This is a genomic window from Clostridium chromiireducens (genome assembly GCF_002029255.1).
GTDB classification, from domain to species: domain Bacteria; phylum Bacillota; class Clostridia; order Clostridiales; family Clostridiaceae; genus Clostridium; species Clostridium chromiireducens.
Genome location: NZ_MZGT01000013.1, coordinates 17,366 through 43,765 on the forward strand (window position 1 = coordinate 17,366; position 26,400 = coordinate 43,765).

Consider the following 26,400-nt stretch of genomic DNA (forward strand, 5'->3'; position numbering starts at 1 on the left):
TTTTCATTACTATTTGTGCCGCCGGCGGTAGCGGCGAAATGGAGGTTTTTATGAGTAAATTATTGGATAAAGAATTGTGTGTTATCACGGGTGCGGCGAATGGAATTGGCAGAGCAATCGCAGAACGTTTCATAAGTGAAGGTGCCGATTTGATTGTGGCTGATTTTGATGTTGAAACCGCAAAAAAAGTATATGAGGGAAACAGTCAGGTTGTTGACATTCTAAAAGTTGACGCGACAGATGTAAAGGATTTGGAAAAAATAGTGAAATCAGTTGAAGAGACAGGACGCAAATTAAAGGCTGTGTTACCAATTGTTGGCAACGGGCCACAAAACCCGATTCCAGAAATCACACCTGAGGAGTTTCATTTGACAATGGACCTTAATGTTTTTTCAGCATTTTTCACAGTACAGAAGTTAATTCCTTTTATGTCTAGTAAATCTTCAATTGTTCTAATATCATCAATTGCAGGTTTTCAGGGCGGGAAAAACAGCATTGTCTATAATGCGGCGAAAGCAGCGGTCAGGTCTATGGCACGTTCGTTCACAGGAGAGCTTGCAGAAAAGGGTATTAGAGCAAATGCTATAAGCCCTGGTCCAACTGAAACACAGGCGTTTACAGATTTTGTGCACGGCGATGGCGAACTACGAAACAATATAATTTCGCAACTTCCCATAGGGCATATCGGAAAGCCTAGCGAGATTGCTGCGGTTGCATTGTTTTTAGCGTCCGACGAATCTTCTTATGTGACAGGTGCTGAAATTATTGCTGACGGCGGTTTCACCAATAAATAAACAAATAGTGATTAATATATAACATTAGGAGGTAAAAAAATGGCATTATCATCAACAAATATACTTAAGGTTATTGTCGTAACAGACGATTTAGAAAAAACAGTTTCTGCATATAAAACTTTACTAGGCACAGGGAAAGAGGTTGCAGAGCAGAATATAGAGCATAAAGAGGTAAGAACACCTTTTATGAAGTATAAAGGTGCCAACATCACTGATACCCCAATGAAGGTAGAGAGCGTTTTCAGCGATAATTTTTGGTTTGAAATTATCCAGCCTTTAGGAAATAATGACCCGTGGGCAGCTTGGTTAAAAGAACATGGCACGTCAATTTGCTCAATTTGTTTGTTGTCAGATGGACCTTTAGAAGATGACGAAGAAACTATGAAAAATACAGGGTTTGATTCACTTTTTAAACACGAAAAGGGCTATGAGGCGTATGAATATTTTGACACATCAAAAGCGCTTGGGGTTTTAGTTGAGGTAAAAGAGCAGTATAAATAATGAGAGAGGTGGCGAATTCGTTCGTCACCTCTTTTTTGCACATAAGCTAAAAATTGCAATTAGTAAATATTACTTTCTGTAAGAACTTCTTCCACTTGTCCGATATTGATGAACAAGAAGAAGGTTAAAAGTATCTATCTTTGAAGATTGAGCAGGTAAAAGGCGATGAGTTTTTCCGTATTGGATTAATAGCATCTTATAAGGCACAATCCAGACCTGATCGATAAGTCGACTGCCTTATCGAAAAATATTGATGTTCAGGTTGGCGCAATACACGGCTTCCAAGGCGACGAATGTGACATCATCATTTTCATTTAGCTGCCCTTCAGCGGCTAAGTTTTCATTAATAAATACCATTGTTTTTAATGTATTGGGCACTGGTAATATTTCATCTGCTGTTACAACTATATTCGATATGGAGCTAGCAAAATCCTTTGCTTTACATGGACCAAAGCCTGTCTTTCTCATCTCATCAAGTTGTATATTTCGGGCGCTGAAGTCATTAAATACACAGAAAGCACCTACTGCAGCAAGACCTTCTTCTTCAGTCGCATTAAGTAAATTATTGGTAATAATCATACCAAGTTCTAACTCATAGTCTTTAAGTGTTGCATAATGTGGATAACTCACTAATTCACCATCTCCAATGAATGATAGAGAATTTCCCTTATAATATACGGGATTATCATACCACGCCTTTTTAGGTTTAAAAGCTGGAAATGGATGTCTGAATATAGTTTCATAGGCTCTTATTATGGAATATATATTGGGCATAGTATATTTTGTAAAGAGACGGCCGCTGTTAATTACATGTCTTTCACACAGCATAAAATCACGGTAAAGCAGCGGACGAAAAGGTATAATTTCTTTCATATTCTCAATTTGACAACAAATTTCCAAATCAGCCTTTTGAAAAAGTGAATTTAAACTTTAACGAGTTCTATACCCAAATAATACTTTGTTTAACATAAAATGTAGATGGGCGTTTTAACATTTTCGAGTAGAATGATTTTTTTAAAACAAGACTTAATTAGAATAATTGCTATTATTGACTGAATGATAAGTAAAAAGGTATGATAGACTATCAAACTCAATTTGGAAAAACTCCTTATGGAGTTGCATCTGTATGCAAAAAGTATAATAAATCTGTAATTGCTATTGCTAGAGGAATAGGTAAGGATGCTTCTGATCTTTATAAAAAGGGAATTGACAGTATTTTTTCTATAGTAGATAAGCCTATGATGTTAGAAGATGCTATAGATAATGCAGAAGCACTTTTAGAAGAAACAGCTGAAAGAATAATGAGAGTTGTAAAATTATTCAATTAAGTAACCTTATCATAGAACAAAAATATTCTTTAAATTTGAAGAGGTAAAGATATGATATTTTTAATTCAAGGTTTTAAGTGATTTCAATAATTAATAGATACGATAAAATATTGGAATAGAGAATGAGTGGCTAGATTCCACAAATGAAAATGTATAAACTAGAGTAAGAGTGAGTTTATACATTTTATTTTTCTTCAGAAATTCTTCAGATTTGCTCCATATTTTTCTGATATATATATTTTACAATTAAATCAAGAAATACAATTTCAATAAAGAATTAAATTGAAATTGTATATTGTATATCAATAAAATTAGAGGAGCAAATTATGAATAAGTATATTTTTATATTAATTTTTGCTTTATGCATAATGTCTTTTACAATAAAAGAAAATGTATATGCAAAAGAAGTAATAACAGAAACACCAAATGTAGTAGTACTTAAAGGAACGGATGAAACTAAGGATGGATTTCCTGTGTATGAACTTATTGATGACAATAAATTATTTATGGATATTTACAATAAATCTTTTATAAAGAAATCAGTTGAACTTTATGGAAAGGCTTTGCAATATTCTAATTTAGAAAGCAAAGATATATATTTTGCTTTCAGAGAAAACTCTGGATGCTATGGCAGGATTGGTTTTTATCTAAAAAAGAATGGACAGTTTTATGATAAGACAAAATCACCGTATATTGAGCTTTCTACCGGGCAATTGAAAAGGTATAATGCCCTTGAATCAATAACGCAAATATTACCTCATGAGATGGGGCATGTCCTTCAGAAAATTACTACATCCAATAATCATGAGATAAATCAAAATGTAGTGGATATGCATTATTCCAATATACAAACAGAATATAGCACTGCTTTTAGTGAAGGGTTTGGAGAGCATTTTGAAGTTATTTCAAGAATGTATGAAGAAAATAATGAAATTAAAGATGGAATTTATGAAGATATAGAAAGAACAAAAAATACTGCTAAATCTATTGTGAATAGTGGATCTAGAGATTTTACCTTGCCTTTAAGATTGGATTATTATAGAGAAGTATCACCATTTTGGCAACAAAAGTATGAAAATCTAAAGAGGAATGAACTTGGGTTAAGTGGTGATGGTAAATACAAGAATTTAAGTTATGATTTTATTGATCCAGAGAAATCAATTTTATATAGAAATATGGGACTTTATCAAGATAAGAGTAAGATGAAAAGTTTGGAACAGAGTTTATCTACTGAAATTGTTGTTTCTAATTTCTTTATTAAACTAGTAACAACTGATGCATCAGAATTAAACGAAAGATATTCTAAGGTCTTTAATGTTTTCAATAAATATTTAAATAAGGATAGCAAACCTCAATTAATAGAATTTGTTAGTGGATATATAAAGGAATATCCTAAAGAAAAGGTGAGGCTATTGCAGATATTTAAAGATAGCACAGGTCATGATTTTACTGAAGAATGTGCTCCAGAAATATGGTGCATTAGTGAAGGAGAACATAGTAATATTATTTTTGATCAATTTAGAGGTCTTAAATTTCCATATTATATATTTAATATAAATACCTGCGAAAAAGAAGATTTACTTAAACTAAAGGGTATGAGTAAAAGTGATGCAGAAGGGATAATTGCATATAGAGATAAAAATAATGGATTTAAAAATAGTGAGGAATTTTCTCATATTGAAGGGGTAAGCGGTAAAGCCATAGAAATATTAACAAATAACAGCAGCAAGGAGAATATTGAAAAAGTAACAAGTACAATAGATGAACGTGAATTTGAAAAGAGTTCTTCTACAATGTTTATAGCTAACCTTAAACATTTAATATCAAGAGCTATGATTTGGTTTGTGTTTTTTTTCATAACTTATTATTTATTTGTTATGAAAACTACAGTTAAAAGTAATATGAGCTTATTTAAAGTTGCCATTAAGAAGTTTTTTAAATTAATGTTTTATGTATTGGTAGGGTTTATTAGCGTGTTAGTTAGTAGTAATATTATCATAGGAAACAAAACATTAAATCCAATAATTATTTTTATTACAGTGATTTTCATAGGTGAAGGCATAACACTTTTTATTATAAGAAAGGACAAGCTTAAGGTAATAGATAGTATTATATCGACCTTAATGATCATTCCAATAATTATATATTCACAATATTAATATATTCAAAAAGATAGCAGGGCAGTATTTATAATTAAAGTTGCAACATTGATCTGCTATTTTAATTTAGGCGCATGAAAATAGGTTAGCAAGTGGACTTGTTATTTATTTAATTGTGCCTTAGGGACTAAAGGAGGAATTCTAAGTGATAAAACCCACCATATTGGTAGTTGATGACGAAAAGGAAATTAGGGAGCTTATAGAAATCTATTTGAAAAATGAAGGATATAATGTAATTACAGCAGAAGATGGACTGAGAGCACTTAACATAGCAAAGAAAGATAAAATTCACCTTATTGTTCTTGATATTATGCTGCCAAATATTGATGGAATACAAGTTTGCAAAAACATAAGGGAATACTTAGATGTTCCTATTATAATGCTGTCAGCAAAGAGAGAAGATAATGATAAAATTTTAGGGATAATAACTGGTGCTGATGATTATATAGCCAAGCCATTTAATCCTTTAGAACTTGTAGTAAGAGTAAAAGCTCAACTTAGAAGATATCTTAGGACCACCATACTTCCTAAAAATAATGAAATAGTAATTGATGATTTAGTTATAAACTCAAATACTCATCAAGTTACAATAGGAGAGAATGAAATAAAGTTTACAGGTAAGGAATTTGAGATATTAAAATTGTTAGCAGAAAATAAAAATGTGGTTTTTAGTAGTAGAAGGATATATGAAATTGTATGGAATGAAGAGTTTTATGAATCAGAATCCACCATTATGACTCACATAAAAAATATAAGAGAAAAACTTGGCGATAATGTAAAAAATCCAAAGTATATAAAAACCGTATGGGGAGTTGGATATAAAATTGAGAGGTAAAAATTTTGGTGGAATTAGGGCTGCATTTCTTCTTATCTTTTTAGTATCTTTAATTTTTAGTATAGTAATTACTCTTGTTATAAATGGAGTTTGGAGATACAAGCAAACGGATTATTCTGATCAAATAAGAAATTTCACTTTCAATTGTAAAGGAATATATGAAGAAATAGATGAAAATATAAACAATGATGAAAGACTTAAAGATATTGTAAGCAGAGATACGATTAAATTCAAAGTATTTATAGTTGATAAACAAGGAAACGTAATATTAGGTCCTGAAAATAATGGAATAAAGCAGTTTGATATAAATAAAATCTTAAGTGAGCAATATAAATCTAATTTTGATAAAAATAACATTATATATTATGACATAAAATTATTAGGGGAGGATAGATATGTTGTAGTTTCAGATGTTCTGTACAAGGGAGATAATTCAAAACTTTTTCCTTTAGGAATATTAATATTTTTAGCTCTATTCTTATTATTAACTTATGGAAAAGTAAAGTATATAAATAGTCTGTCAAAAGGACTTGTAGAAATATCAAAAGGGAATTTAAATTATAGAGTTGAAGTTAAGGGTAGAGATGAGCTGTCTATTCTAGGAAAAAATATAAATTATATGACTGAAGAATTAATGAATTTAAAAGAGCGAGAAAAAGAGATTGAAAATAATAAAGATAAGCTTATAGTAAGTGTATCCCATGATTTAAGAACTCCATTAACATCAATTATTGGTTACATAAAATTGATAAAAGAGAATTATAAAGAAAAAGATGATATAAACAAGTATATAGATATAATTGATAATAAGTCGAGTAGGTTAGAAGAGTTAATAAATGATCTTTTTGAATACACAAAACTTACATCTTGCGATATCAAACTTGAAAAGGTGAATATCTCATTAAATGAATTTATGAGACAAGTTGTAGAGGGAATGATGCCTACATGTAACCAAAATAATTTCAATATTTTATTAGAAGCATCAGATGAAGATTTAAATGTAGATGTAGATCCAGCAAAAATGGTAAGAGTCTTTGAAAATATAATTTCTAATGCTATAAGGTACGGTAATAAGAAAAGTGACATAAATATAAAGATTTCTAAAACTGAAAATAGAGCAATAATAAGGGTTGAAAATGAAGGTAAGCCTATAAAAGAAGAAGAATTGAATAAAATTTTTGATATGTTTTATAGAGCTGATGAATCAAGAAATAATCAAACAGGAGGTTCAGGGATTGGGCTTTCAATAGCTAAAAGTATCGTAGAGTTACATGGAGGAAAGATATGGGCAGAGTGTGAAGGAAATAAAATATGTATTGATATAATTATATAAAGTGGTGAATTTCGAAGGTAGTGCTTCGCCTTCACTATGAAACCTACGAAAATCTAAAGTTTTGATTTTCGTGGGTTTATTTTAATTATCAAAAGATAAAATTAATAGTGTGAATGATGAGAGTATTAATTTAAACATTACAATTTATTCCAGGAAGACATTGAATCAATAAAAAGAAATGTGAAAATTAAGTTAGGGTATAAATGATTTTTAAAAAACTTAGCCGAGTATTAGGTCTCCCATTAATATTCCTACAATTTGCTTTTGAGAATTTAGAACAGGTACGGATATTGCGATACAATAATTATTTGTATCTACAGAAATATAAGGTTCTGATTTGAAAATATGTCCCTCAATTGCTTCTTTAAAATATGGCCTATGAGAAAAGTTTACGTAAACTTCATTTTCAGTATAATCTAAAGTTATAGCTTTTCTTAAACCATCTTTTTGCATTAAAGCAAAAAGATCAAAATAAGGATACTCAGCTATCTTTTCTTTTAGTATTTTTGTAGCACTATTATAGTCCATATTCCATAAAATATCGTTTTTAGATAAGTTTATGAGAATTTCTAATCCATTATTTATATATTGGTTTGTTTTATCATCTATAGTATAATCTTTTGCAAAGGAATCAATATGTCCTTTTAAATTGCTATTCATATCAGCTAAAGAGGATGCAGAAGTAGAAATATTGATTATAGAGTTTAATTGTTCTTCGGAAGCAGCAGCAACCTTTTTTGTAGAATCTGATATAGCGGTAGAAACAATTTCTATATCATCAATGAATCTTTCGATTTTATCTATCTTATTTCCTTGAATATCAATTATTTTATTTATGTTTTTTACTGAATTTAGTGTGGCTTCATTTTTATCTTTAATAGTTTTCAACTTATCTTTTGTTATGCTTGAAAATTCAATATTATCATTTATTACTTTTACTTCAGCAGACATTGATTCTGATATATCTTTTATTATGTTATTTATATCATTTATTATATTTTTTATGTCTTTTGATTGCTCAGAGGAAATTTTAGCAAGTTTTTGTATTTCGGTTGCTACCACTGCAAAGCCTTTTCCTTGCTCTCCAGCTCGTGCAGCTTCAATGGATGCGTTTAACGCTAACAAAGTTGTATTTTCACTAATATTGTTTACTGCATCTGAAATACTTTGAATTGTATACACTTTGTCGTATAGTAATTTAGTCTTATATGCTAAATTTTCATTAGAAAGTGCAGAATTATTAAGTTTTTGTATTAATTGATCATAAATTTCATTTGTTTTATCTATCTCAAGTGTCATGGAATAAGACATATCTTCAATTGAATTTCCGTTATCTATTATAGACTTATTTTCTTCAACGATTTCTGCGATAAAATTCTTGGCTTGTACTATATCATTGGTTTGATTTTCAACAACAGTAGATATTTGATTTATTACTGTTGTCGTATTATTGGCGGCGAATTCAACCTCTTTTGCATATTTACCTAAATCTTTACAATAATCTATTAACTTATCATTAAGTGTTGCGGTTTCATTTATAAATTTTCTTATATATAATATAAATGTATTTATATTTAAAGAAAACTTTTTAAAAATCCCCATTCCGTTTAAAGTTAATGTTTTTGTTAAATCACCTTTGGATATCTTTTCTAAATGATTACTTATTGTATATAATTTTTGAGTATTAGACTTAAAAATTATTGCGACTAGTATTAATGTTATTAATACTGATGTAATTATAGTGACTATAAACATACTAATGCCTCCTTTTGTGATAATATCCGACTAAAACTATATGTTTAATATATATTATAATAAATATTGGAAATTGTAAACAAATTTTTCTTAAATTATTTTACGTTAAATAAGGATATAAGTAATGGTTATATTGAATTGAAATGTGTTGCTTGTGGCGAAATTAAAGATGAAGAAGGACAAAGACCAGCTTCATTATTTATAAAGAAAACTCATATTTCAACTGAAATATAGTATAATATTTGTTAGAACAAAAGAATAACTATATATTTTGTGATTATAAATTCATAATTATTTTTGCAATATATATGGAGAAAGATAGAGAGAGAGAAATGAAGATTGCAGTTACTACTACAAGAGATGCAGATGAGAGTTTAAATCATAAAGCAAAGGACGTATCTAAAGATTTAAATATACCTTATATAAAAAGAGGTAATTTTAGTATCAAAAAAACAATTTTGAAGGATGGTTTTGATTACTTATTAGTAATTGAAAGAGATAAGATTGTTATAAAGGGAGAAGATAGTACGGTGTTTTGGCATCCTAATATGTCAGAACTTAAGATTAAATCAATAAGACAAGGCAATAAAGAAGCTATAATAGAGGCAACAAAATTAGAAGAAGGAAATAGTATATTAGATTGTACATTAGGTCTTGCAGGTGATTCTCTTGTCTTTTCAGCAGTTGTTGGAGAAAAGGGATATGTAGTAGGAACGGAAGTTAATAAGTATATAGCCTATTTAAGTAAATGTGGATTAGAAACCTATAATGATGTTGATGGTAAAACCATAGATAATATAAAGGTTGTTAACGAATCATATGAAAATTATATTTTAAAGCAAAGTGATAATAGTTTTGATGTAGTATATTTTGATCCTATGTTTAAAGAACCAAATAGAAAGTCAGCATCAATAAATTCCTTTAGGGACTTTGCAGATCACAAAGGATTAACAAAAGAGATTTTAATGGAGGCTCTTAGAGTTTGCAGAAAAAGAGTTGTTATAAAAGAAAGACAAGGTTCTAATGAGTTTGAAAAGCTAGGAATAAAAAAATATTATGGTGGCAAAAAAAACGGTGCAATTATTTATGGAGTGATTGAAAAAAATATACAATAAATTTAGATATAAATGAGAAATAATTGAAACTTGACACTATAAATTAAATTGGAAATTCATATATATATCATATTAGTAGTGGATTGCAGAGGCCACGCTTCGCCTCCACAATTAAACCCACTAAAAATCTAAGGTTAGGATTTTTAGTGGGTTATTATACGTTTTAAGGAAATTATAATACACCCATTTTAAGAGTGATTTTTTTTATCTTTAAGTAATATCTGCTTATATGATTTGAGTGTGTAAAGATTTCATAGTAAAACTTTGAGTGAATTTTCACTTACAAGCTCAACATTGTTTTATTTTTTCAAATTTAACTGGACGCCTTAACTTTCCTAACGATATTAGCTGAGTACCACTTGTGTAGTTATCCCAAAGGCTTGTACTTGTAATCATAGTATTGTCATAAGTTTTAAAGAAGTATTCACAAGTATTTGTATTAATAAAGGCAGTATATTTTGTATAATCATAAGTATCTCTATTTGTTATTACTATTCCTTTTGGAATAGAAACACTTTCCATAATATGAAAGCACGCGTTTATTGCCTCTAAACTGTTATTAGGTGTCTGAATATGCGTTTTTTGATACGCTGTTCTTACAAATCTTTCTGGGGATGTGTATCCTCCCGGTAACTGCATGGTTCCTGCTGCCTGACCGAATGGTTTTAAACGAATTTTTCCCCAGTATGCATCATTGTTTTGTTTTGGTGATACATCCATGTAATTCCTAAGATTAGTCATATGCCACTGAAAATCAGGACTGTTGGCCATAACTCCAATTTGATTTTGAAATATCTTTAGACCTGTTTCAGTTTGTTCAATAACAACACATTCGCCGCTTTTATCTGTGGCAATCCAATGTAAAGGCGCAACTGTTTTTGTTACTGGGTCTTCAAGGCCTACAATACATATCTCTAGTAGGATTTCTTTAAGTTCTTCTACTGATCCACATCTTCCTAAAATATAATGGAGAAAATCTAAAGATGAAATAGGCTCCTTATCAATATAGTCTGACTGTGTTTTGTACTTTGCATAACCTGCAAAATATAATGTTGCGGCTGCAAATCCTTTTTCATTTACCCCGTCAAAAAAGCCAAGCATTCCATCACTTTCTTGTCCAATGCCTATAAAACTATAGCAATCATAAGATTTATGCATGTTAAGAACATTGTTCCATACATAATATTTAGGTACAATATAAAGCTCTGGATCAATATTATAAGAAAAATCCATGGTTCTGCCAAAAAAATTTTCCAACTGTTTTGATTGTAGCGTTATTGCTGTACACATGTTAATTCTCTGCCTCCTATATTTTATTAAATAACCACATCTAGTTTTAAGGTTCAGAAACATCGGTATGTGGAATACTAAATAAAATGTCTATATATTTCATAGATATACTTCCACAGGTAATAAAGTTCCAGTTTATATGCCTACGTAAGTTATAGAACAAACATTTTATATTATAAGAAAGATATAAGAGAAAGGGATTTGATGCTATATACTTTAGAATTTATTAATTGGATATAAATACAAATGAAATAAGGATATATTATTCTATAAGGAATTTTTTAAAATACCACTTGACATCTTGTCCTGAAAGCGTTAACATTAAATTGCAAGTTAGTAAACCGGTTAACTAAAACGATAAACTAAAGTTGAAATTGTTTTTAACTGATAATTAGGTGAAAATTAAAATGATTATTATGGAGGGTATAAAATGGATAAATCAAATATTCAACTAACTTCTAAAAGATGGAAAAGATTAATACCAGTAGCATTTATTACTTATAGTTTAGCTTACTTAGATCGTGCAAATTATAGTTTTGGTGTTGCAGGAGGAATGGGTGAGTCTTTACACATTACTGCATCAATAGCTTCATTATTATCTGCATTATTTTTCTTAGGTTATTTCTTTTTCCAAGTACCAGCAGCATGGTTTGCAGAAAAGAAAAGTGCAAAAAAATTAGTTTTTTGGAGTTTAATTCTTTGGGGTGTACTTGCAGCTTCAAATGGTATGATAACAAATGTAAAAGTTTTAATGGTCACTAGATTTATGCTTGGAATAATTGAAAGTGCTGTTATGCCGGCAATGTTAATTTTCTTAAGCAATTGGTTCACTAAAAAAGAACGTTCAAGAGCTAACACATTTTTAATTTTGGGCAACCCAGCCACTGTTTTATGGATGTCAATAGTATCTGGTTACTTAGTAAACTCTGTTGGATGGCGTTGGATGTTTATTATTGAAGGAATACCACCAGTTATATGGGCATTTTTCTGGTTAAAGCTTGCAGATAATAAGCCTAAAGAAGCAAAATGGTTGACAGATCAAGAGAAGAAAGATATTGAGATGGCAATGGAAGAAGAACAAAAGGGGATAAAACCAGTAAAAAATTATAGAGAAGCTTTCAAGTCACCTACAGTAATAATTCTTTCATTTCAGTATTTCTTCTGGAGTATAGGAGTTTACGGATTTGTAATGTGGTTACCGTCAATTCTCAAAGCAAGTCCACAAATTGGAATTGTTTCAGCAGGATGGTTATCTTCATTGCCATATGCTTTAGCAATAATATTAATGCTCGTATCATCTTATTATTCTGACCGTACAGGAAATCGTAAGACCTTTGTGTGGGTATATTTATTAATAGGTACGGTAGCATTCTTTGGTTCTTATTTAATTGGAACTTCGAACTTCTGGTTATCATATATTTTACTTGTAATTGCAGGTGGAGTAATGTATGCACCTTATGGACCATTCTTTGCAATAATTACAGAAATATTACCTAAAAATGTTTCGGGAGGAGCAAGTGCTTTAATTAACAGTATGGGAGCATTAGGTTCATTTGTAGGTTCATATGTTGTAGGTTATTTAAATGGTATAACAGGTTCAGTAAATGCGTCTTATATATTTATGTCAGGTTCATTGCTATTATCAGTATTCCTTATGGCTGCCGTAAAAAGTTCCAAAGCTTCAAAAAATATAGTAGAGGTAGAAGCTATATAATACTAGTTTTTTTATTTAATTGAAAGACATATGCAAATAAAATGAGAATTGGGATAACCTTCTAATAAAATTGATGTAAAGGATATCTAGAGCAAAATCCTAAGACACTTTTAAAGGGCACTTAATTTTATAAAGAAGTGCTTTTATATAATTTAATCTTTAGAACTAAGGCTTGACATTTTTTTGTGAAAGTCTTAACATTAAATTGTCAATTTAGAAACCGGTTAACTAAAACGATAAACTAGTATGAATATATAATTATTAGAGTCAATTTAGTTTTATTAGATTAAGTTTTGAAATATGTTAAGGAAAAATAGAGAATAATAGCATAAATTATTGAACCTTTAACATTTAAGATTGATAATAAAAGTATTGAATGGAGGAATAAGTTATGCTAAAAAATTCTACAGATAAACAAAAAAATGTCACAATTGCAGATGTTGCTGCTTATGTAGGAGTCTCTAAAACAACAATATCTAGATATTTAAATAAAAATTTTGAATTTATGTCACAGGAAACTCAAGAAAAAATAGATGAGGCAATTAAAGTGCTGAAATATAGACCCAATCGTATAGCACAAACACTAAAAGCTAAAAATTCTAATATAATTGGTTTAACAATTGCAGATATAGGAAATCCCTTTTCTTCATTACTTATCAAAGGTATAAACGACGTATGTCGAGCAAATAATTATCAATTACTTGTTACAAATGCAGATAATATGGCTATTCGGGAAAAAGAAAATATAGAGTCTTTATTAGATAGTCAAGTAGATGGATTGTTAGTAAATACTACAGGTAACAACTATGAATATTTAGAGGAATTTAAAAGCAGAGATAATTTTAAACCAATAGTGCTGCTAGATAGATATGTAACCCCGTTAATTTATGATTCAGTGACCATAAATAATGCAGATGTAACAAGAACTATATTAAATGAGCTGTTAAAAAATGACTATGATTACTATGTATATTTTACAGAAAATATAAATGGTATAAGTTCAAGATTAGACAGAAAAAAGACAATGGAAGAATTTTTATCGCAAAATTCATTTGTATCAGGAGAAACTGCTATTATTAAAAAAAATGAGGTAGGAGAGATACAAGAGAAGATAAAAGATATCTTAAATAAAAATAAAGATAGAAATATTTGTTTTTTTGCAAACAATGATGAAATATTAAAGGTTCTTGTAGAGTGCATATATGATTTACAAATAAGAATTGGAATAGATATAGGCATATTTGGTTTTGCTGATGAAAAATGGGCCCGTTTAATCGGTCCAGGTATTACATCAATAGATGAAAATCCATATGAAATGGGAGAAAAAGCTGCTAAATTACTATTTGAAAGAATAGAAGGCAGTAGAACAACAGAGTTTGCCTTAGAAGAAATTTCAGTTCAAATTCATTTAAACTACTCAACAAGAAGTATAAAAAAGTAAGTGGTGATAATTATGAATCAACTAGGTATAAATTTATTAGTTTTTAAAAATGATTTAGATAACGGAATAGAACAAGGAAAAATATTAAGTAACATAGGAAACTTAGGAGTGGCTATTGCTGAAATAAGAAGAGAATATCTAAAAAAATCTAATGAAGAATTAAAAGAAATAAGTAGGTTAGCTAAAGAACTCAACATAGAAATTTACTATTCAGTTCCTGAGAAAATAGCTTGTGAAAAAAGAATAAATTCTAATATAAAAGTTTATTTTGAAGAAGCAAAACAATTGGGTTCAACTCATATTAAATTTAACATAGGTGACTTAGAAAATTTAGATTTAGATGAAATGAAAAAACTAGAAGATATTATTAATTATTTCAATATAAAAGTCACAATAGAAAATGACCAAACACCTGAAAATGGGAATTTAAAATGTGTAACAAATGCTATTAATTTTATAAATACTAATTCATTGTCAATTGGCTACACCTTTGATTTAGGCAATTGGTACTGGCAAAAAGAAGATCCTAAAAATGCGTTTGATATTTTGAAATCAAATATCACTGTATTTCATTTGAAAAATGTAGACTTTTTGAATGACAATCTTAATACAACTTTGCTTTCAAAAGGAAAAATTGATTGGAAGTCAATGATAAATAAATTGCCGAAGGATGTACCAGTAATCATCGAATATCCAATCAAAGAGGAAGAGATATTAGATGAAATAGCGCAAATAAAAGAAGTTTTAACACATTAACAAGGGAAAGGGTGAAAAAAATGAGTGAGATAATAACAATTGGAGAGCCAATGGTAATGTTTTTGGCAGATACCAAGGAACATCTTAGTGATGTGGAACACTTTACAAGGTTAATTGCTGGAGCAGAACTTAATGTGGCTATGGGGCTTAGGAGACTTGGGCATACAGTAACATATATAAGCCAAGTTGGAGATGATCCATTTGGGCAATATGTAAAAAAATATTTAGAAAATGAAAATATAGATGCAAGATTTGTAAAAACATATAAGGAGGCTGCAACAGGATTTCAATTTAAAAATAGAACTGATGAGGGAGATCCAGAAGTACTGTATTTTAGAAAAGGAGCAGCAGCATCAAAGATAACTAAAGATATTTTAGAGGAGATAAGTTTTTCAGATGCAAAGGTTCTTCATATTACAGGAATCTTTCCAGCACTAAGTGAAACTACATTAGAAACAATATTTAAAGCTATAGAAAAAGCTCATGAACAAGGAATGCTTGTTACATTTGATCCTAATCCAAGACCAGTATTATGGGAAAGCCAAGAAAAAATGATTAGAGTGACAAATGAATTAGCTTTTAAATCAGATATTGTATTGCCAGGATTTAGAGAAGGGAAATTATTTACAGGAAAGGATACAAAAGAAGAAATTGCTGACTTCTATTTAAAGCAAGGAGTAAAAAAGGTAATTATAAAAATGGGTACTACAGGTGCATATTCTAGAGAGAAACTAGAAAACGGACAAGTAAAGGAATTCGAGTGTCCAAGCTTTGAAGTTCCAGTTGTAGATACGGTAGGAGCAGGCGATGGCTTTGCGGCAGGTGTTATTAGTGCTACTTTAGAAGATCTTGATGATATTAAAATTTTGGAAAGAGGAAATGCTATTGGCGGTATTCAAGTGATGAATTTAAGTGATAATGAGGGGTTACCAACATTTGAGGAATTAGATAACTTTCTTAAAAATTATAAAAGAAAAGTCTCATGATAATTAAGGAGGACAAAATGAAGTTACAAGTTGCTATAGATAGAGTTCCTTTTGAAAAGGCAGAAAATTTAACCGAAATATTTGATGGATTAGCAGATGTTATTGAAATTGGAACTTCGTTAATTAAAGATTACGGACTTTTCAAGCTAAAAGAGTTAACTAGTAAAAAAAAGACATCAAAATTATTAGGAGACATTAAGACTAGTGATGAAGGTGCTTACGAGTTTAAACAAGGCTTTAAACAAGGCTTTGATATTTTAACTGTAATGGGAAGTGCATCATTGGAAACTATAGAAAAATGCTATGAGGTTTCTGAACAAAATAATGGGACAATGATGATAGATTTATTGGAATGTTCAGATGAAAAGATTAAAGAAATATCACATTTTAATAATGCTATTTATTGTATACATGCGTCTATTGATAGAGAGAAATTATTAAATCCAGGTAAAACAGTGAAAGAATTTAAAGAAAGATTTCCACAAGTCAATAGAATTGCAGTTGCAGGAGGGATTACTTTAGATTGTATCCCTGAGTTAAATAAACATAATATAGAATTGGTTATCGTAGGTTCTGCAATTACTGGTGCAGAAAATCCAGTAGAAAAAGCAAGACAATTTAAGGGGGTAATAGAAAAATGAGAATAGTTGATCAAATATTAGAAGAAATTAAGGATGTAATAGCAAAAGTAGATGAAGAGGAAATAAAAAAAATAGTAAGTATCTTTAAAAAGGAAATAAGAATTTTTGTTGATGGAGAAGGGCGTAGTGGATTCCAAGCAAAAGGATTTGCAATGCGTTTAATGCATATTGGTTATAACTCCTATGTAATGGGAGAAACAATAACACCTGCTCTAAAAAAAGGTGACATATATGTTGCAATATCAGGTTCTGGAAAAACCAAAAATACATTAAGTAATGCAAAAGCGGCAAAAGACTTGGGACTAACTATAATTGGAGTTACAAGCAAGAAGGATTCACCTCTTGCAGAAGTATCAGATCTAGTACTTGAAGTTCCGGGAAAAACAAAAAATGATAATGCTGTTGAATCAATTCAGCTTTTGAGCTCTTTATTTGATCAATCTGTTCATATAGTTTTAGATGATCTATGCTTATTAATAAGTAAAAAAGATAATTTATCTGATAATGAGGCTGCTAAAAACCATATTAATGTAGAGTAATAGTATATTTTATATAAATGTAATATAACAAAAAATATATTATAGAAAATTATTAATAAAGGGGAGAATATAGAATGAGATTTTTCTTAGACACAGCAAATGTAGAACATATTAAAGAAGCAAATGAAATGGGAGTAATATGTGGTGTAACAACAAATCCATCATTAATAGCTAAAGAAGGAAGAGATTTCAATGAAGTTATTAATGAAATAACGGAAATAGTTGATGGACCAATAAGTGGAGAAGTTGTAAGTGAAGATGCTGAAGGAATGATAAAAGAAGGAAGAATAATTGCAGCAATTCACAAGAATATGATAGTAAAAATTCCAATGACAGTTGAAGGCTTAAAGGCAACAAAAGTTTTAGCTAGTGAAGGAATAAAAACAAATGTTACTTTAATATTCTCAGCAACTCAGAGCTTACTAGCAGCAAATGCAGGAGCAACATATGTAAGCCCATTCCTTGGAAGAGTAGATGATATCTCAATGATAGGTATGGATCTAGTTAGAGATATAGCAGAAATATTTGAAATCCATGGATTAGAAACAGAAATAATAGCAGCAAGCGTAAGAAATCCAATCCATGTAATTGAAGCTGCTAAAGCAGGAGCGCACATAGCAACAGTTCCTCATAGTTTAATATTACAAATGGTAAAACATCCATTAACAGATCAAGGTCTTGAAAAATTTAAAGCAGACTGGGCCGCAGCCTTTGGCAAGTAACGTATTACAGTGAACAGTTGTGGATGAAAAGCTTGTAGCTTTTCTTATAAATATATATTCTTAAGAATATATATTTATAAGAATATAAGAATATAAGAATATAAGAATATAAGAATATAAGAATATAAGAATATAAGAACTTAAAAATTTAAGAATATAACAATATATAAATAAAAACATAAAACAATAAAACAATATAAAAAGGTATAGTAATAAAGCGGGTTATAGCGTTTTACAAGCCATATTTATATAAAAGTGAGGTAAGAAATGAGTAGAGAATTAGATCAGCTATCTATTAATGCAATAAGAGTTTTATCAGCAGATGCTATCCAAAAATCAAATTCAGGACATCCAGGGTTACCACTTGGGTCAGCTACTATGGCATTTACGTTATGGTCAAAGATGAACCATAATGGAAAAAATCCTGAGTGGGATAACAGAGATAGATTTGTATTATCAGCAGGACATGGTTCGATGCTTGAATATTCATTGTTACACTTATTCGGTTATGGGGTTACTGTAGAAGATATTAAAAACTTCAGACAAATCGGAAGTTTAACACCAGGACATCCAGAGTATGGCCACACTAAAGGTGTAGAAATCACAACAGGACCACTTGGACAAGGTATTTGTAATGCAGTAGGCTTTGCTATAGCAGAAGCTCACCTTGCGGAAAAGTTTAATAAACCAGATTGCAGCGTAGTTGACCACTATACATATTCTATAGTTGGAGACGGATGCCTTATGGAAGGCATTTCAGGAGAAGCTTCATCTCTTGCTGGAACTTTAGGTTTAGGAAAATTAATCGTATTATACGATTCAAATAATATTTCGATTGAAGGAGATACAGACATAGCTTTTAGAGAAGATGTAGGAAGAAGATACGAAGCGTACGGCTGGCAAGTATTAAATGTAACAGATGGAAATGATGTAATAGCAATAGAAGCAGCGTTAGAAGCTGCTAAAGCAGAAACTGCAAAACCATCTATTATAATAGTTAAAAACCAAATTGGTTTTGGATGTCCTGCAAAACAAGGAAAAGCATCAGCTCATGGTGAACCACTAGGTGCAGAAAATGTATTAGCGATGAAAGAAAACTTAGGTTGGAAGACTGAACCTGCATTCTATGTACCAGACGAAGTGTATACAAACATGAACGAATATATTGAAAAAGGTGAAGCTAAAGAAGCGGCTTGGAATGAATTATTCACTTCATATGAAAAAGCTTATCCAGAACTTGCAGCAGAGTATACTAAATGGATGAGTGGTGAAATAGATAAAGAAGCATTATTAAATAATGAAGAATTCTGGAGCTTCGATAAAGAAATGGCTACAAGAGATTCTTCAGGAATATTAATAAATAGATTAGCTGCACTTATTCCAAACTTTATTGGAGGTTCAGCAGATCTTGCTCCTTCAAATAAAACTTACATGGCTGGAAAAGGAGATTTCTCAGCAGAAGATAGAAGCGGACAAAATCTTCACTTTGGAGTAAGAGAACATGCTATGGCAGCAATAGCTAATGCAATGTATGCTCATGGCGGACTTAAAGTATTCTGTGCAACTTTCTTTGTATTCAGTGATTACATGAAGGGTGCAATGAGATTATCTTCATTAATGAATTTACCAATAGCTTATGTTTTAACACATGATAGCATTGGAGTAGGAGAAGATGGTCCAACTCACCAACCAATAGAACAATTAGCAGCACTTAGAAGTATGCCAAACATGACAGTATTTAGACCAGCAGATTCAAAAGAAACTGCAGCAGCTTGGTATTATGCTGTGACTAATGGAACTACTCCAACATCATTAGTATTAACAAGACAAAAACTGCCACTATATGATGGATGTCCTAAGAGAGCATTAAAGGGTGGATATATCCTTAAAGAATCTAAAAACGAAACTCCAGATGTGCTTTTAATGGCGTCAGGTTCAGAAGTTGAATTAATCTTTAAAGCAGCAGATGAACTAGCAGCAAAAGGAATAGACGCAAGAGTTATAAGCATACCATCATTTGAGTTATTTGATGCTCAAGATGAAGCTTATAAAGAGTCAGTAATGCCAAAATCAGTTAGAGCTAGAGTTGCAGTTGAAGCATTAACCAGCTTTGGATGGCATAAATATGTAGGTCTTGATGGAGAAGTTATTTCATTAGACACTTTTGGAGCATCAGGTAAAGCAGAAATATTATTTGAACAATTTGGATTTACTGTAGAAAATGTAGTGGATAAATCTATGAATGTGGTTAATAAATAAAGAGTTCATAAATTAAACTGAAAAGATATTAAAACTAATCTAAAGTGCCATGAATATTAGTGGATTTCAAATGTCGTGTTTCCCTACACTATTAAACCCACAAAAATCTAATTTGGATTTTTGTGGGTCCTTTATTATATAGCATAGTTTTTTTTTATTGCACTGTTGTGCAACACTAGAGAGTTCAAGTAAGTATTTACTTATGCTAATAAGTCTTTGAATGAGCTTAAAAGTATGGAGTGTGTAATTGCATTACCTAAATTTTTCAATATTACCGACTACATTCAGAAGCCTCACCTGTTAGAATATCAATTCCATGAGGAAGGGCTGGCAGTATAACCTCTAGATTTTCTACAGCGCCTTTTGGACTTCCAGGTAAATTTACTATTAAGGTGCTTTTTCTAATTCCACTAACAGCTCTTGAAAGCATAGCTTTAGGAGTTATTTTTAGTGAAGCACTTCTCATTGCTTCAGGGATACCAGGCACTAATTTTTCGATAACACTTGTTGTGGCTTCTGGAGTAACATCTCTCTTTGAAAAACCTGTTCCACCATTTGTTAAGATCATATTAATACCTAAGGAATCACAAAGATATATTAGTTCTTCTTTTATCATTTCAACTTCATCAGGGATTATTTTATAATATTCTACAGAAAACTTATCAATTGGTAGAATATCTTTTATAGCTGGACCTGTTAGATCATCGCGTTGATTGTTGTAGCCTTTATCACTTATAGTTAGTATTGCTGTACTTATCATTATGCTTACCTCCTAAGGAAAGATTTGTATTAGTAAATATTTAAATTTAAATAATTATACTATAGTTTAATTAGAGATTAAAATAGTAATAGCAAATATAAGATTAATTAAAAAAAAGATGAAAGACTTAAAATGAGTGATAATTAGTTAGAAATATGTCAAAATAAAGCTATAAATGAAAAATTACATCAATATTCTGAATTGACTAAAATATTACAACACGGTAAAATATATAGAACTGGATTTTGTTAATAAAATAGGAGATTTAAATAGAAATGAGTGCTATAAATCTTGAATTACAAGAACAAATTAAAAAAGTTGCAGTTAAAATTATAAAATATTACAGAGGTAGAGGTCCAGAATATGTTAAAGTAAAGATTGATTCCCCTGATACGATAACTGTAGACGTAAAGGGTATTCTTTCAAATCTCAGCGAAATTTTGGTTAATGAAGGTGCTGTCAATATAGTGACAGATTATTGGAAAATAATGAAACCTCATCTTGAAAAAAATTTTCTTCAGGAAGTAAAAGATATATTAAAAAAAGACTTTACTTATAGCTGGAAAATTTGTAATATAGAAAATGATAATAGAACAGTAGTTATAACAATAAATTTAATAAATTAAGGTTGGATTGAAAAGAAGAATATTAATTAATATTTTAGCTTTAAGATAAACCAGTACTTAGGACTGTTGGAACAAACAGCCCTTGTACTGGTTTTTTTATTTTTTTAGATAATATTGATTTTATGAGTAGATAATTAAGAGGAGTGAATCAGAATATGGAAAAAAAAGTGTTAACGGTATGTCCTTATTGTGGAAGTGGGTGCAATTTATATCTTGTAGTTAAGGATGGAAAGATTGTAAGAGCAGAGCCTGCAAATGGTGATAATAATGAAGGAAAATTATGTTTAAAAGGATATTATGGCTGGGATTTCTTGAACGACCCTCAAATACTAACTTCTAGAATTAAAAAGCCTATGATAAGAAAAAATGGAGAATTAGAGGAAGTTTCATGGGATGAAGCTATTAAATTTACAGCAGAAAACCTTATGAATATAAAAGCTAAATATGGACCTGATGCAATTATGGGGACAGGCTCAGCTAGAGGTCCAGGAAATGAACCAAACTATGTAATGCAAAAATTTATGAGAGCAGTTATTGGGACTAACAATATAGATCATTGTGCTAGAGTATGCCATGGACCATCTGTTGCAGGACTTACTTATTCATTAGGTGATGGTGCAATGTCAAATTCAATTCCAGAAATTGAAAATTCAGACGTTTTATTTATATTTGGATATAATCCTGCAGAAACTCATCCTATAGTAGCAAGAAGAATAGTTAAGGCCAAAGAAAAGGGTGCAAAAATAATTGTGACAGATCCTAGAAAAACAGATGTTGTAAGATTATCTGATTTATGGCTTCAACTAAAGGGTGGAACTAATATGGCTCTAGTTAATGCCTTTGGAAATGTGTTAATAAATGAAAATTTATATGATCACGATTATGTAGAAAAATATACTGAGGACTTTGAAAAGTATAAAGCAGAAGTAGAAAAATATACTCCAGAATATGCTGAAAAAATAACAGGAGTAAAAGCTGACTATATAAGAAAAGCAATGAGAACATATGCAAAGGCTAAAAATGCCACAATATTATATGGTATGGGTGTTTGTCAATTCTCACAAGCTGTTGATGTAGTAAGAGGCCTGGCGTCTATTGCCCTTTTAACCGGAAACTTTGCAAGACCTAATGTAGGAATTGGACCAGTTCGTGGACAAAATAATGTACAAGGAACTTGTGATATGGGAACAATACCTAATAATTATCCAGGATACCAGCTTGTAACAGATAAGAAAGCACAAGAAAAATTTGAAAAGGCTTGGGGTGTTGAACTTTCAGATAAAAATGGATACTTCTTAACTCAAGTACCTGAATTAGTGCTTAAGGAAGATAAGATAAAAGCCTACTATATATTTGGAGAAGATCCAGTTCAAAGTGATCCAAATGCAGCAGAACTTAGAGAAGCTTTAGATAAAATTGAATTTATAGTGGTACAAGATATATTTATGAATAAAACAGCTCTTCATGCAGATGTTATTTTACCTTCAACTTCTTGGGGGGAACATGATGGAGTTTATAGTTCAGCAGATAGAGGCTTCCAAAGAATAAGAAAAGCAGTAGAACCTTTAGGAGATGTAAAAACTGATTGGGAAATAATAAGTGCAGTAGCAACAGCTATGGGTTACCCAATGAATTATAAAAATACAGAAGAAATATGGGATGAAATGAGAAGTCTATGTCCTAAGTTTGCAGGAGCAAGTTATAAAAAGATTGAAGAACAAGGAATTGTTAGATGGCCTTGCCCTACAGAAGATCACAAAGGAACTTCTTATCTTTATGAAGGAAATAAATTTACGACTCCTAGCGGTAAAGGAAGGTTATTCGCTTGTGAATGGAGACCACCAGTTGAATTAACAGATGAAGAATATCCTTTAAGTTTATCAACTGTAAGAGAAGTTGGACATTATTCAGTAAGAACAATGACAGGAAATTGCCGTGCCCTTCAAAAGCTTGCAGATGAACCAGGATTTATACAAATGAGTATTGAAGATGCAGAAGAGTTAAATATAAAAGATCAAGAACTTGTAAGAATAACATCGAGAAGAGGAAGTGTATTATCAAGAGCTCTTATTACTGAAAGAGTTAAAAAAGGAGCCACATTTATGACATATCAATGGTGGATTGGTGCATGTAATGAGTTAACTAATGATAGCCTTGATCCTATTTCAAAAACTCCTGAATTCAAGTATTGTGCAGTTAAGGTTGAAAGAATTGAAGATCAAAAGTCGGCAGAGGAATATATAATAACTGAATATGAGAACATAAGAAAGAAAATGAGAATAACATCTGAAAAATAATATTTGGAGAGGAAACTGCAATGATTAGTGTAGAAGAAGCTTTAAGGATAATTTTGGAAGAGTCTAAGGCCTTAGAAGGTGAAGAGAAGAATATTTTATCTTGTTTAAATAAGGTGCTAGCAGAAGATATATATTCTAGAGATAATCTTCCACCCTTTGATAAATCAGCAATGGATGGATATGCTATAAAAAGTGAGGATACTGATTTATATAAAGATGGAGTTTCAATAGAGCTTGAGATAGTTGATCTTATAAAAGCTGGGGAGTCTAGTGATAAAGAATTAAAAAACGGGCAAGCCATGAAGATAATGACAGGAGCACCAGTACCTGAAGGTGCAAATGCAGTAATACAAATTGAAAAAGTAGAAGTTCGTGAAGATACTCTTCATATTTCTGAGAAAGTTAAAAATGGATGCAATGTAATAAAACTTGGTGAAGAAATTAAAGTAGGAGATATTGCTTTAAGAAAAGGAACACTGATTAGGCCAACTGAAATTGGAGTTTTAGCTTCTTTAGGTTATAGCAAAATTAAAGTTCCTAGAAATCCAGTAGTATCAATACTTACAACAGGAGATGAACTTGTAGAAATAAATGAAACTCCTAAGTTTGGACAAATAAGAAATAGTAATGAATACTCACTAAAAGCACTAATTCAGAATTTAGGATTAGAAGCTCTATCCTTCGGAATTGTTGAAGATAAAAAGGATACTCTAAAGAGTAAAGTTAAAGAAGCATTAGAAAAATCAGATATAGTTATTACTTCAGGAGGTGCTTCTGTAGGTGATTTTGATTTTGTAGAACAAGTATTGAATGAGATAAATGCTGATATAAAATTTCAATCTGTAGCTATAAAGCCAGGGAAACCAATAAGCTTTGCAGTTATTGATAAAAAACTATTTTTTAGTTTACCAGGGAATCCATTATCTGCAATAACTACCTTTGAAGAATTTGTAAAGCCAGCTTGTGAAAAAATGCTTGGTAAAAACATGGAGAGTGATAATACTTTTCCAGTTATATTAGCTGAAGACTTTAAAGAAAAAGAAGGCAGAAGTAAATACATATATGTAAAGATAAAAGCTGAGAACGGAAAGTTATATGCATATAAAGCTGGATCTCAAAGTTCTAACCAGTTAATTACTATGAGTAAGGCAAATGGAATAATAATAATGCCAGAAGGAATCGGATATAAAAAGGCAGGAGAAGTTTTAAGTGGAAAATTCATCTTTAAATAAATCAAGTGAAATTAAAGCTATATCTATAGTTGCAACTAAATCTGGAACAGGGAAGACAACGCTCATAGAAGCATTAATACCTATATTAAAAGAAAAAAACTACAACATAGGAGTCCTAAAACATGATGCTCATAAATTTGATATTGATAAAGAGGGAAAAGACAGTTATAGATTTGTAAAAGCTGGAGCAGATAAGATGGTTATTTCGTCAAAAGAAAAAATAGCTATGATAGAAAAAACTAAGGAAGAAAAGGATCTTGAAGAAATAATGGAACTATTTGTAGGTATGGATTTGGTAATAATAGAGGGATATAAAAATAATGGATATCCTAAAATAGAAGTTCATAGAAAAGAAGTTGATTCAAAACTTTTATGTGAAGATGAGAGTTTAGATAGAATGAAATTTTTAGCAGTAGCGACTGATGAAAAGCTAGATTTAAACATAGATCAATTAGATATCAATAATGCGACTAAGATAGCTGAATTTATTGAGGATAAAGTTATAAAGGAGAAATAAATAATGGAAAAAACATTAGAATGTAAAGTTTTTAAAATAGAAGACGGCATAGGTAAAGCAGATGTAGATGAACTTCTAGTTAGAGAATACCCGCTAACAATTTTTCTTAATGGAAGAAAATTGGCTACACTATTATGTAGTCCAGAAAACTTAAAAGCATTGTCATTTGGCTTTTTAAGAACAGAAGGTTTGATAAATACAAGAGATGATATAATATCTTTTAATTTAAATGAAGAAAAAGGGATTGCAGAGGTTGAGACTAAAAATAAAGATGCTGCTCGTGAAAGTTTTTTCTCAAAGAAAATTGATTTAGAAAGTATAAAGGATCAATCAATTGATGGAATTGATAATTTCTTAGATTCCTTAAACTGCAAACCTGTTGAAAGTGACGCTAAAATGTATACTGAAAAAATATTTGAATTTATGAGAACAAATTTAGATTATTCAGATGTTTTTAAGAACACAGGAGGAGTTCACTGCGTTGCATTATGTGATAGCAATGAAATGCTGGTAGTATATGAAGATGTAGCTAGACATAATGCATTGGACAAGGTTATTGGAGAATCACTTATGAAAGGCATATTCCTTAAGGATAAAGCAGTTATACTTAGCGGGAGAGTCTCTCTTGAGATGATATTAAAGGCGGCCAAGCTAGAAATACCAATAATTATATCTAAATCAGCACCTACAAGTCTTTCTGTGGCGCTTGCAAAAAGGTTAAATATTACCTTAGTTGGATTTGTAAGAGGCAATAAAATGAATATATATGCTAATGGATATAGAATTAAGCCTTAATTGTA

Annotated in this window: 25 protein-coding genes; 21 read left to right on the forward strand and 4 right to left on the reverse strand. The window is 30.5% G+C overall.

The window, feature by feature from the left end; all coding sequences use genetic code 11:
* Positions 1 to 50 precede the first annotated feature (50 nt).
* Complete coding sequence (locus tag CLCHR_RS06060; protein ID WP_169896768.1) at positions 51 to 794, forward strand: SDR family NAD(P)-dependent oxidoreductase; 744 nt, start codon at positions 51 to 53, stop codon at positions 792 to 794.
* Positions 795 to 833: 39 nt separating this feature from the next.
* Positions 834 to 1,295 (forward strand): VOC family protein, encoded by a 462-nt coding sequence (locus tag CLCHR_RS06065; RefSeq protein ID WP_079438809.1) that lies wholly within the window; start codon positions 834 to 836, stop codon positions 1,293 to 1,295.
* 237 nt (positions 1,296 to 1,532) lie between these two features.
* On the opposite strand, the gene CLCHR_RS06070 is transcribed toward CLCHR_RS06065, so the two are convergent.
* Entirely contained in the window at positions 1,533 to 2,069 is a 537-nt protein-coding gene (locus CLCHR_RS06070; protein WP_242965996.1) for a fumarylacetoacetate hydrolase family protein, read from the reverse strand.
* A 299-nt stretch (positions 2,070 to 2,368) separates the two neighbouring features.
* Here CLCHR_RS06070 and CLCHR_RS06075 point away from each other — a divergent pair, with 299 nt between their 5' ends.
* The 4 genes from CLCHR_RS06075 to CLCHR_RS06090 all read left to right on the forward strand — a co-directional run bounded on the left by CLCHR_RS06075 (position 2,369) and on the right by CLCHR_RS06090 (position 6,950).
* Positions 2,369 to 2,623 (forward strand): glycerate kinase, encoded by a 255-nt coding sequence (locus CLCHR_RS06075; RefSeq protein WP_079438810.1) that lies wholly within the window; start codon positions 2,369 to 2,371, stop codon positions 2,621 to 2,623.
* A gap of 326 nt (positions 2,624 to 2,949) precedes the next feature.
* Positions 2,950 to 4,782 carry a helix-hairpin-helix domain-containing protein gene (locus CLCHR_RS06080; protein ID WP_079438811.1) on the forward strand — a complete coding sequence of 611 codons (1,833 nt, stop codon included), beginning with the start codon at positions 2,950 to 2,952 and terminating at the stop codon, positions 4,780 to 4,782.
* A 148-nt stretch (positions 4,783 to 4,930) separates the two neighbouring features.
* The gene (locus CLCHR_RS06085; RefSeq protein ID WP_423236626.1) at positions 4,931 to 5,617 is read left to right on the forward strand and encodes a response regulator transcription factor; all 687 of its coding nucleotides are present in this window, start codon (positions 4,931 to 4,933) and stop codon (positions 5,615 to 5,617) included.
* The gene (locus CLCHR_RS06090; protein WP_169896769.1) at positions 5,607 to 6,950 is read left to right on the forward strand and encodes a HAMP domain-containing sensor histidine kinase; all 1,344 of its coding nucleotides are present in this window, start codon (positions 5,607 to 5,609) and stop codon (positions 6,948 to 6,950) included. Before CLCHR_RS06085 ends, CLCHR_RS06090 begins: the two co-directional genes overlap by 11 nt.
* Before the next feature lie 219 nt (positions 6,951 to 7,169).
* On the opposite strand, the gene CLCHR_RS06095 is transcribed toward CLCHR_RS06090, so the two are convergent.
* The gene (locus CLCHR_RS06095) at positions 7,170 to 8,705 is read right to left on the reverse strand and encodes a methyl-accepting chemotaxis protein (RefSeq protein WP_079438814.1); all 1,536 of its coding nucleotides are present in this window, start codon (positions 8,703 to 8,705) and stop codon (positions 7,170 to 7,172) included.
* 66 nt (positions 8,706 to 8,771) lie between these two features.
* Here CLCHR_RS06095 and CLCHR_RS24715 point away from each other — a divergent pair, with 66 nt between their 5' ends.
* A complete protein-coding gene (locus CLCHR_RS24715; protein ID WP_169896770.1) occupies positions 8,772 to 8,939 on the forward strand; it encodes a hypothetical protein in 168 nt (55 codons plus the stop codon).
* 98 nt (positions 8,940 to 9,037) lie between these two features.
* Positions 9,038 to 9,820, forward strand: a complete 783-nt coding sequence (locus CLCHR_RS06100; RefSeq protein ID WP_079438815.1) for a class I SAM-dependent methyltransferase — start codon at positions 9,038 to 9,040, stop codon at positions 9,818 to 9,820.
* Positions 9,821 to 10,108: 288 nt separating this feature from the next.
* Here CLCHR_RS06100 and CLCHR_RS06105 read toward each other — a convergent pair whose 3' ends face one another.
* Positions 10,109 to 11,110, reverse strand: coding sequence for a linear amide C-N hydrolase (locus CLCHR_RS06105; RefSeq protein ID WP_079438816.1), 1,002 nt, complete (start codon positions 11,108 to 11,110; stop codon positions 10,109 to 10,111).
* Positions 11,111 to 11,540: 430 nt separating this feature from the next.
* Between CLCHR_RS06105 and CLCHR_RS06110 the strand changes: the two genes are divergently transcribed.
* From CLCHR_RS06110 to tkt, 8 genes are all read left to right on the forward strand, one after another.
* A complete protein-coding gene (locus CLCHR_RS06110; RefSeq protein ID WP_079438817.1) occupies positions 11,541 to 12,824 on the forward strand; it encodes an MFS transporter in 1,284 nt (427 codons plus the stop codon).
* Between the two features lie 391 nt (positions 12,825 to 13,215).
* On the forward strand, positions 13,216 to 14,265 hold the full coding sequence (locus tag CLCHR_RS06115; RefSeq protein WP_079438818.1) for a LacI family DNA-binding transcriptional regulator: 1,050 nt from the start codon (positions 13,216 to 13,218) through the stop codon (positions 14,263 to 14,265).
* Positions 14,266 to 14,277: 12 nt separating this feature from the next.
* Positions 14,278 to 15,021 carry a sugar phosphate isomerase/epimerase family protein gene (locus CLCHR_RS06120; protein ID WP_079438819.1) on the forward strand — a complete coding sequence of 248 codons (744 nt, stop codon included), beginning with the start codon at positions 14,278 to 14,280 and terminating at the stop codon, positions 15,019 to 15,021.
* Between the two features lie 20 nt (positions 15,022 to 15,041).
* The gene (locus tag CLCHR_RS06125) at positions 15,042 to 16,007 is read left to right on the forward strand and encodes a sugar kinase (RefSeq protein WP_079438820.1); all 966 of its coding nucleotides are present in this window, start codon (positions 15,042 to 15,044) and stop codon (positions 16,005 to 16,007) included.
* 17 nt (positions 16,008 to 16,024) lie between these two features.
* On the forward strand, positions 16,025 to 16,648 hold the full coding sequence (locus tag CLCHR_RS06130; protein ID WP_079438821.1) for an orotidine 5'-phosphate decarboxylase / HUMPS family protein: 624 nt from the start codon (positions 16,025 to 16,027) through the stop codon (positions 16,646 to 16,648).
* The gene (gene hxlB, locus CLCHR_RS06135; RefSeq protein ID WP_079438822.1) at positions 16,645 to 17,187 is read left to right on the forward strand and encodes a 6-phospho-3-hexuloisomerase; all 543 of its coding nucleotides are present in this window, start codon (positions 16,645 to 16,647) and stop codon (positions 17,185 to 17,187) included. Before CLCHR_RS06130 ends, hxlB begins: the two co-directional genes overlap by 4 nt.
* Positions 17,188 to 17,261: 74 nt before the next feature.
* Complete coding sequence (gene fsa / locus CLCHR_RS06140) at positions 17,262 to 17,909, forward strand: fructose-6-phosphate aldolase (RefSeq protein ID WP_079438823.1); 648 nt, start codon at positions 17,262 to 17,264, stop codon at positions 17,907 to 17,909.
* A gap of 267 nt (positions 17,910 to 18,176) precedes the next feature.
* On the forward strand, positions 18,177 to 20,168 hold the full coding sequence (gene tkt, locus CLCHR_RS06150; RefSeq protein WP_079438824.1) for a transketolase: 1,992 nt from the start codon (positions 18,177 to 18,179) through the stop codon (positions 20,166 to 20,168).
* A 271-nt stretch (positions 20,169 to 20,439) separates the two neighbouring features.
* Here the strand turns inward: tkt and CLCHR_RS06155 are convergent, their stop codons facing one another.
* The gene (locus tag CLCHR_RS06155; RefSeq protein WP_079438825.1) at positions 20,440 to 20,928 is read right to left on the reverse strand and encodes a MogA/MoaB family molybdenum cofactor biosynthesis protein; all 489 of its coding nucleotides are present in this window, start codon (positions 20,926 to 20,928) and stop codon (positions 20,440 to 20,442) included.
* 275 nt (positions 20,929 to 21,203) lie between these two features.
* Here CLCHR_RS06155 and CLCHR_RS06160 point away from each other — a divergent pair, with 275 nt between their 5' ends.
* The 5 genes from CLCHR_RS06160 to fdhD all read left to right on the forward strand — a co-directional run bounded on the left by CLCHR_RS06160 (position 21,204) and on the right by fdhD (position 26,395).
* Complete coding sequence (locus CLCHR_RS06160; RefSeq protein WP_079438826.1) at positions 21,204 to 21,554, forward strand: Na-translocating system protein MpsC family protein; 351 nt, start codon at positions 21,204 to 21,206, stop codon at positions 21,552 to 21,554.
* A gap of 155 nt (positions 21,555 to 21,709) precedes the next feature.
* The gene (gene fdhF, locus CLCHR_RS06165) at positions 21,710 to 23,851 is read left to right on the forward strand and encodes a formate dehydrogenase subunit alpha (RefSeq protein ID WP_079438827.1); all 2,142 of its coding nucleotides are present in this window, start codon (positions 21,710 to 21,712) and stop codon (positions 23,849 to 23,851) included.
* A gap of 20 nt (positions 23,852 to 23,871) precedes the next feature.
* The gene (locus CLCHR_RS06170) at positions 23,872 to 25,083 is read left to right on the forward strand and encodes a molybdopterin molybdotransferase MoeA (RefSeq protein WP_079438828.1); all 1,212 of its coding nucleotides are present in this window, start codon (positions 23,872 to 23,874) and stop codon (positions 25,081 to 25,083) included.
* Positions 25,061 to 25,600 (forward strand): molybdopterin-guanine dinucleotide biosynthesis protein B, encoded by a 540-nt coding sequence (gene mobB, locus CLCHR_RS06175; RefSeq protein ID WP_079438829.1) that lies wholly within the window; start codon positions 25,061 to 25,063, stop codon positions 25,598 to 25,600. The genes CLCHR_RS06170 and mobB overlap by 23 nt, the downstream gene beginning before the upstream one ends.
* 3 nt (positions 25,601 to 25,603) lie before the next feature.
* Positions 25,604 to 26,395, forward strand: a complete 792-nt coding sequence (gene fdhD, locus CLCHR_RS06180) for a formate dehydrogenase accessory sulfurtransferase FdhD (protein WP_079438830.1) — start codon at positions 25,604 to 25,606, stop codon at positions 26,393 to 26,395.
* The last annotated feature ends 5 nt before the right edge of the window (positions 26,396 to 26,400 follow it).

Bases quoted from the DNA above. Each gene is read 5' to 3' on its own strand.
- CLCHR_RS06060 (WP_169896768.1), top strand. From the start codon at position 51: ATGAGTAAATTATTGGATAAAGAATTGTGTGTTATCACGGGTGCGGCG.
- CLCHR_RS06065 (WP_079438809.1), top strand. From the start codon at position 834: ATGGCATTATCATCAACAAATATACTTAAGGTTATTGTCGTAACAGAC.
- CLCHR_RS06070 (WP_242965996.1), bottom strand. From the start codon at position 2,069: ATGCCCAATATATATTCCATAATAAGAGCCTATGAAACTATATTCAGA.
- CLCHR_RS06075 (WP_079438810.1), top strand. From the start codon at position 2,369: ATGATAGACTATCAAACTCAATTTGGAAAAACTCCTTATGGAGTTGCA.
- CLCHR_RS06080 (WP_079438811.1), top strand. From the start codon at position 2,950: ATGAATAAGTATATTTTTATATTAATTTTTGCTTTATGCATAATGTCT.
- CLCHR_RS06095 (WP_079438814.1), bottom strand. From the start codon at position 8,705: ATGTTTATAGTCACTATAATTACATCAGTATTAATAACATTAATACTA.
- CLCHR_RS06100 (WP_079438815.1), top strand. From the start codon at position 9,038: ATGAAGATTGCAGTTACTACTACAAGAGATGCAGATGAGAGTTTAAAT.
- CLCHR_RS06105 (WP_079438816.1), bottom strand. From the start codon at position 11,110: ATGTGTACAGCAATAACGCTACAATCAAAACAGTTGGAAAATTTTTTT.
- CLCHR_RS06110 (WP_079438817.1), top strand. From the start codon at position 11,541: ATGGATAAATCAAATATTCAACTAACTTCTAAAAGATGGAAAAGATTA.
- CLCHR_RS06115 (WP_079438818.1), top strand. From the start codon at position 13,216: ATGCTAAAAAATTCTACAGATAAACAAAAAAATGTCACAATTGCAGAT.
- CLCHR_RS06120 (WP_079438819.1), top strand. From the start codon at position 14,278: ATGAATCAACTAGGTATAAATTTATTAGTTTTTAAAAATGATTTAGAT.
- CLCHR_RS06125 (WP_079438820.1), top strand. From the start codon at position 15,042: ATGAGTGAGATAATAACAATTGGAGAGCCAATGGTAATGTTTTTGGCA.
- CLCHR_RS06130 (WP_079438821.1), top strand. From the start codon at position 16,025: ATGAAGTTACAAGTTGCTATAGATAGAGTTCCTTTTGAAAAGGCAGAA.
- hxlB (WP_079438822.1), top strand. From the start codon at position 16,645: ATGAGAATAGTTGATCAAATATTAGAAGAAATTAAGGATGTAATAGCA.
- fsa (WP_079438823.1), top strand. From the start codon at position 17,262: ATGAGATTTTTCTTAGACACAGCAAATGTAGAACATATTAAAGAAGCA.
- tkt (WP_079438824.1), top strand. From the start codon at position 18,177: ATGAGTAGAGAATTAGATCAGCTATCTATTAATGCAATAAGAGTTTTA.
- CLCHR_RS06155 (WP_079438825.1), bottom strand. From the start codon at position 20,928: ATGATAAGTACAGCAATACTAACTATAAGTGATAAAGGCTACAACAAT.
- CLCHR_RS06160 (WP_079438826.1), top strand. From the start codon at position 21,204: ATGAGTGCTATAAATCTTGAATTACAAGAACAAATTAAAAAAGTTGCA.
- fdhF (WP_079438827.1), top strand. From the start codon at position 21,710: ATGGAAAAAAAAGTGTTAACGGTATGTCCTTATTGTGGAAGTGGGTGC.
- CLCHR_RS06170 (WP_079438828.1), top strand. From the start codon at position 23,872: ATGATTAGTGTAGAAGAAGCTTTAAGGATAATTTTGGAAGAGTCTAAG.
- fdhD (WP_079438830.1), top strand. From the start codon at position 25,604: ATGGAAAAAACATTAGAATGTAAAGTTTTTAAAATAGAAGACGGCATA.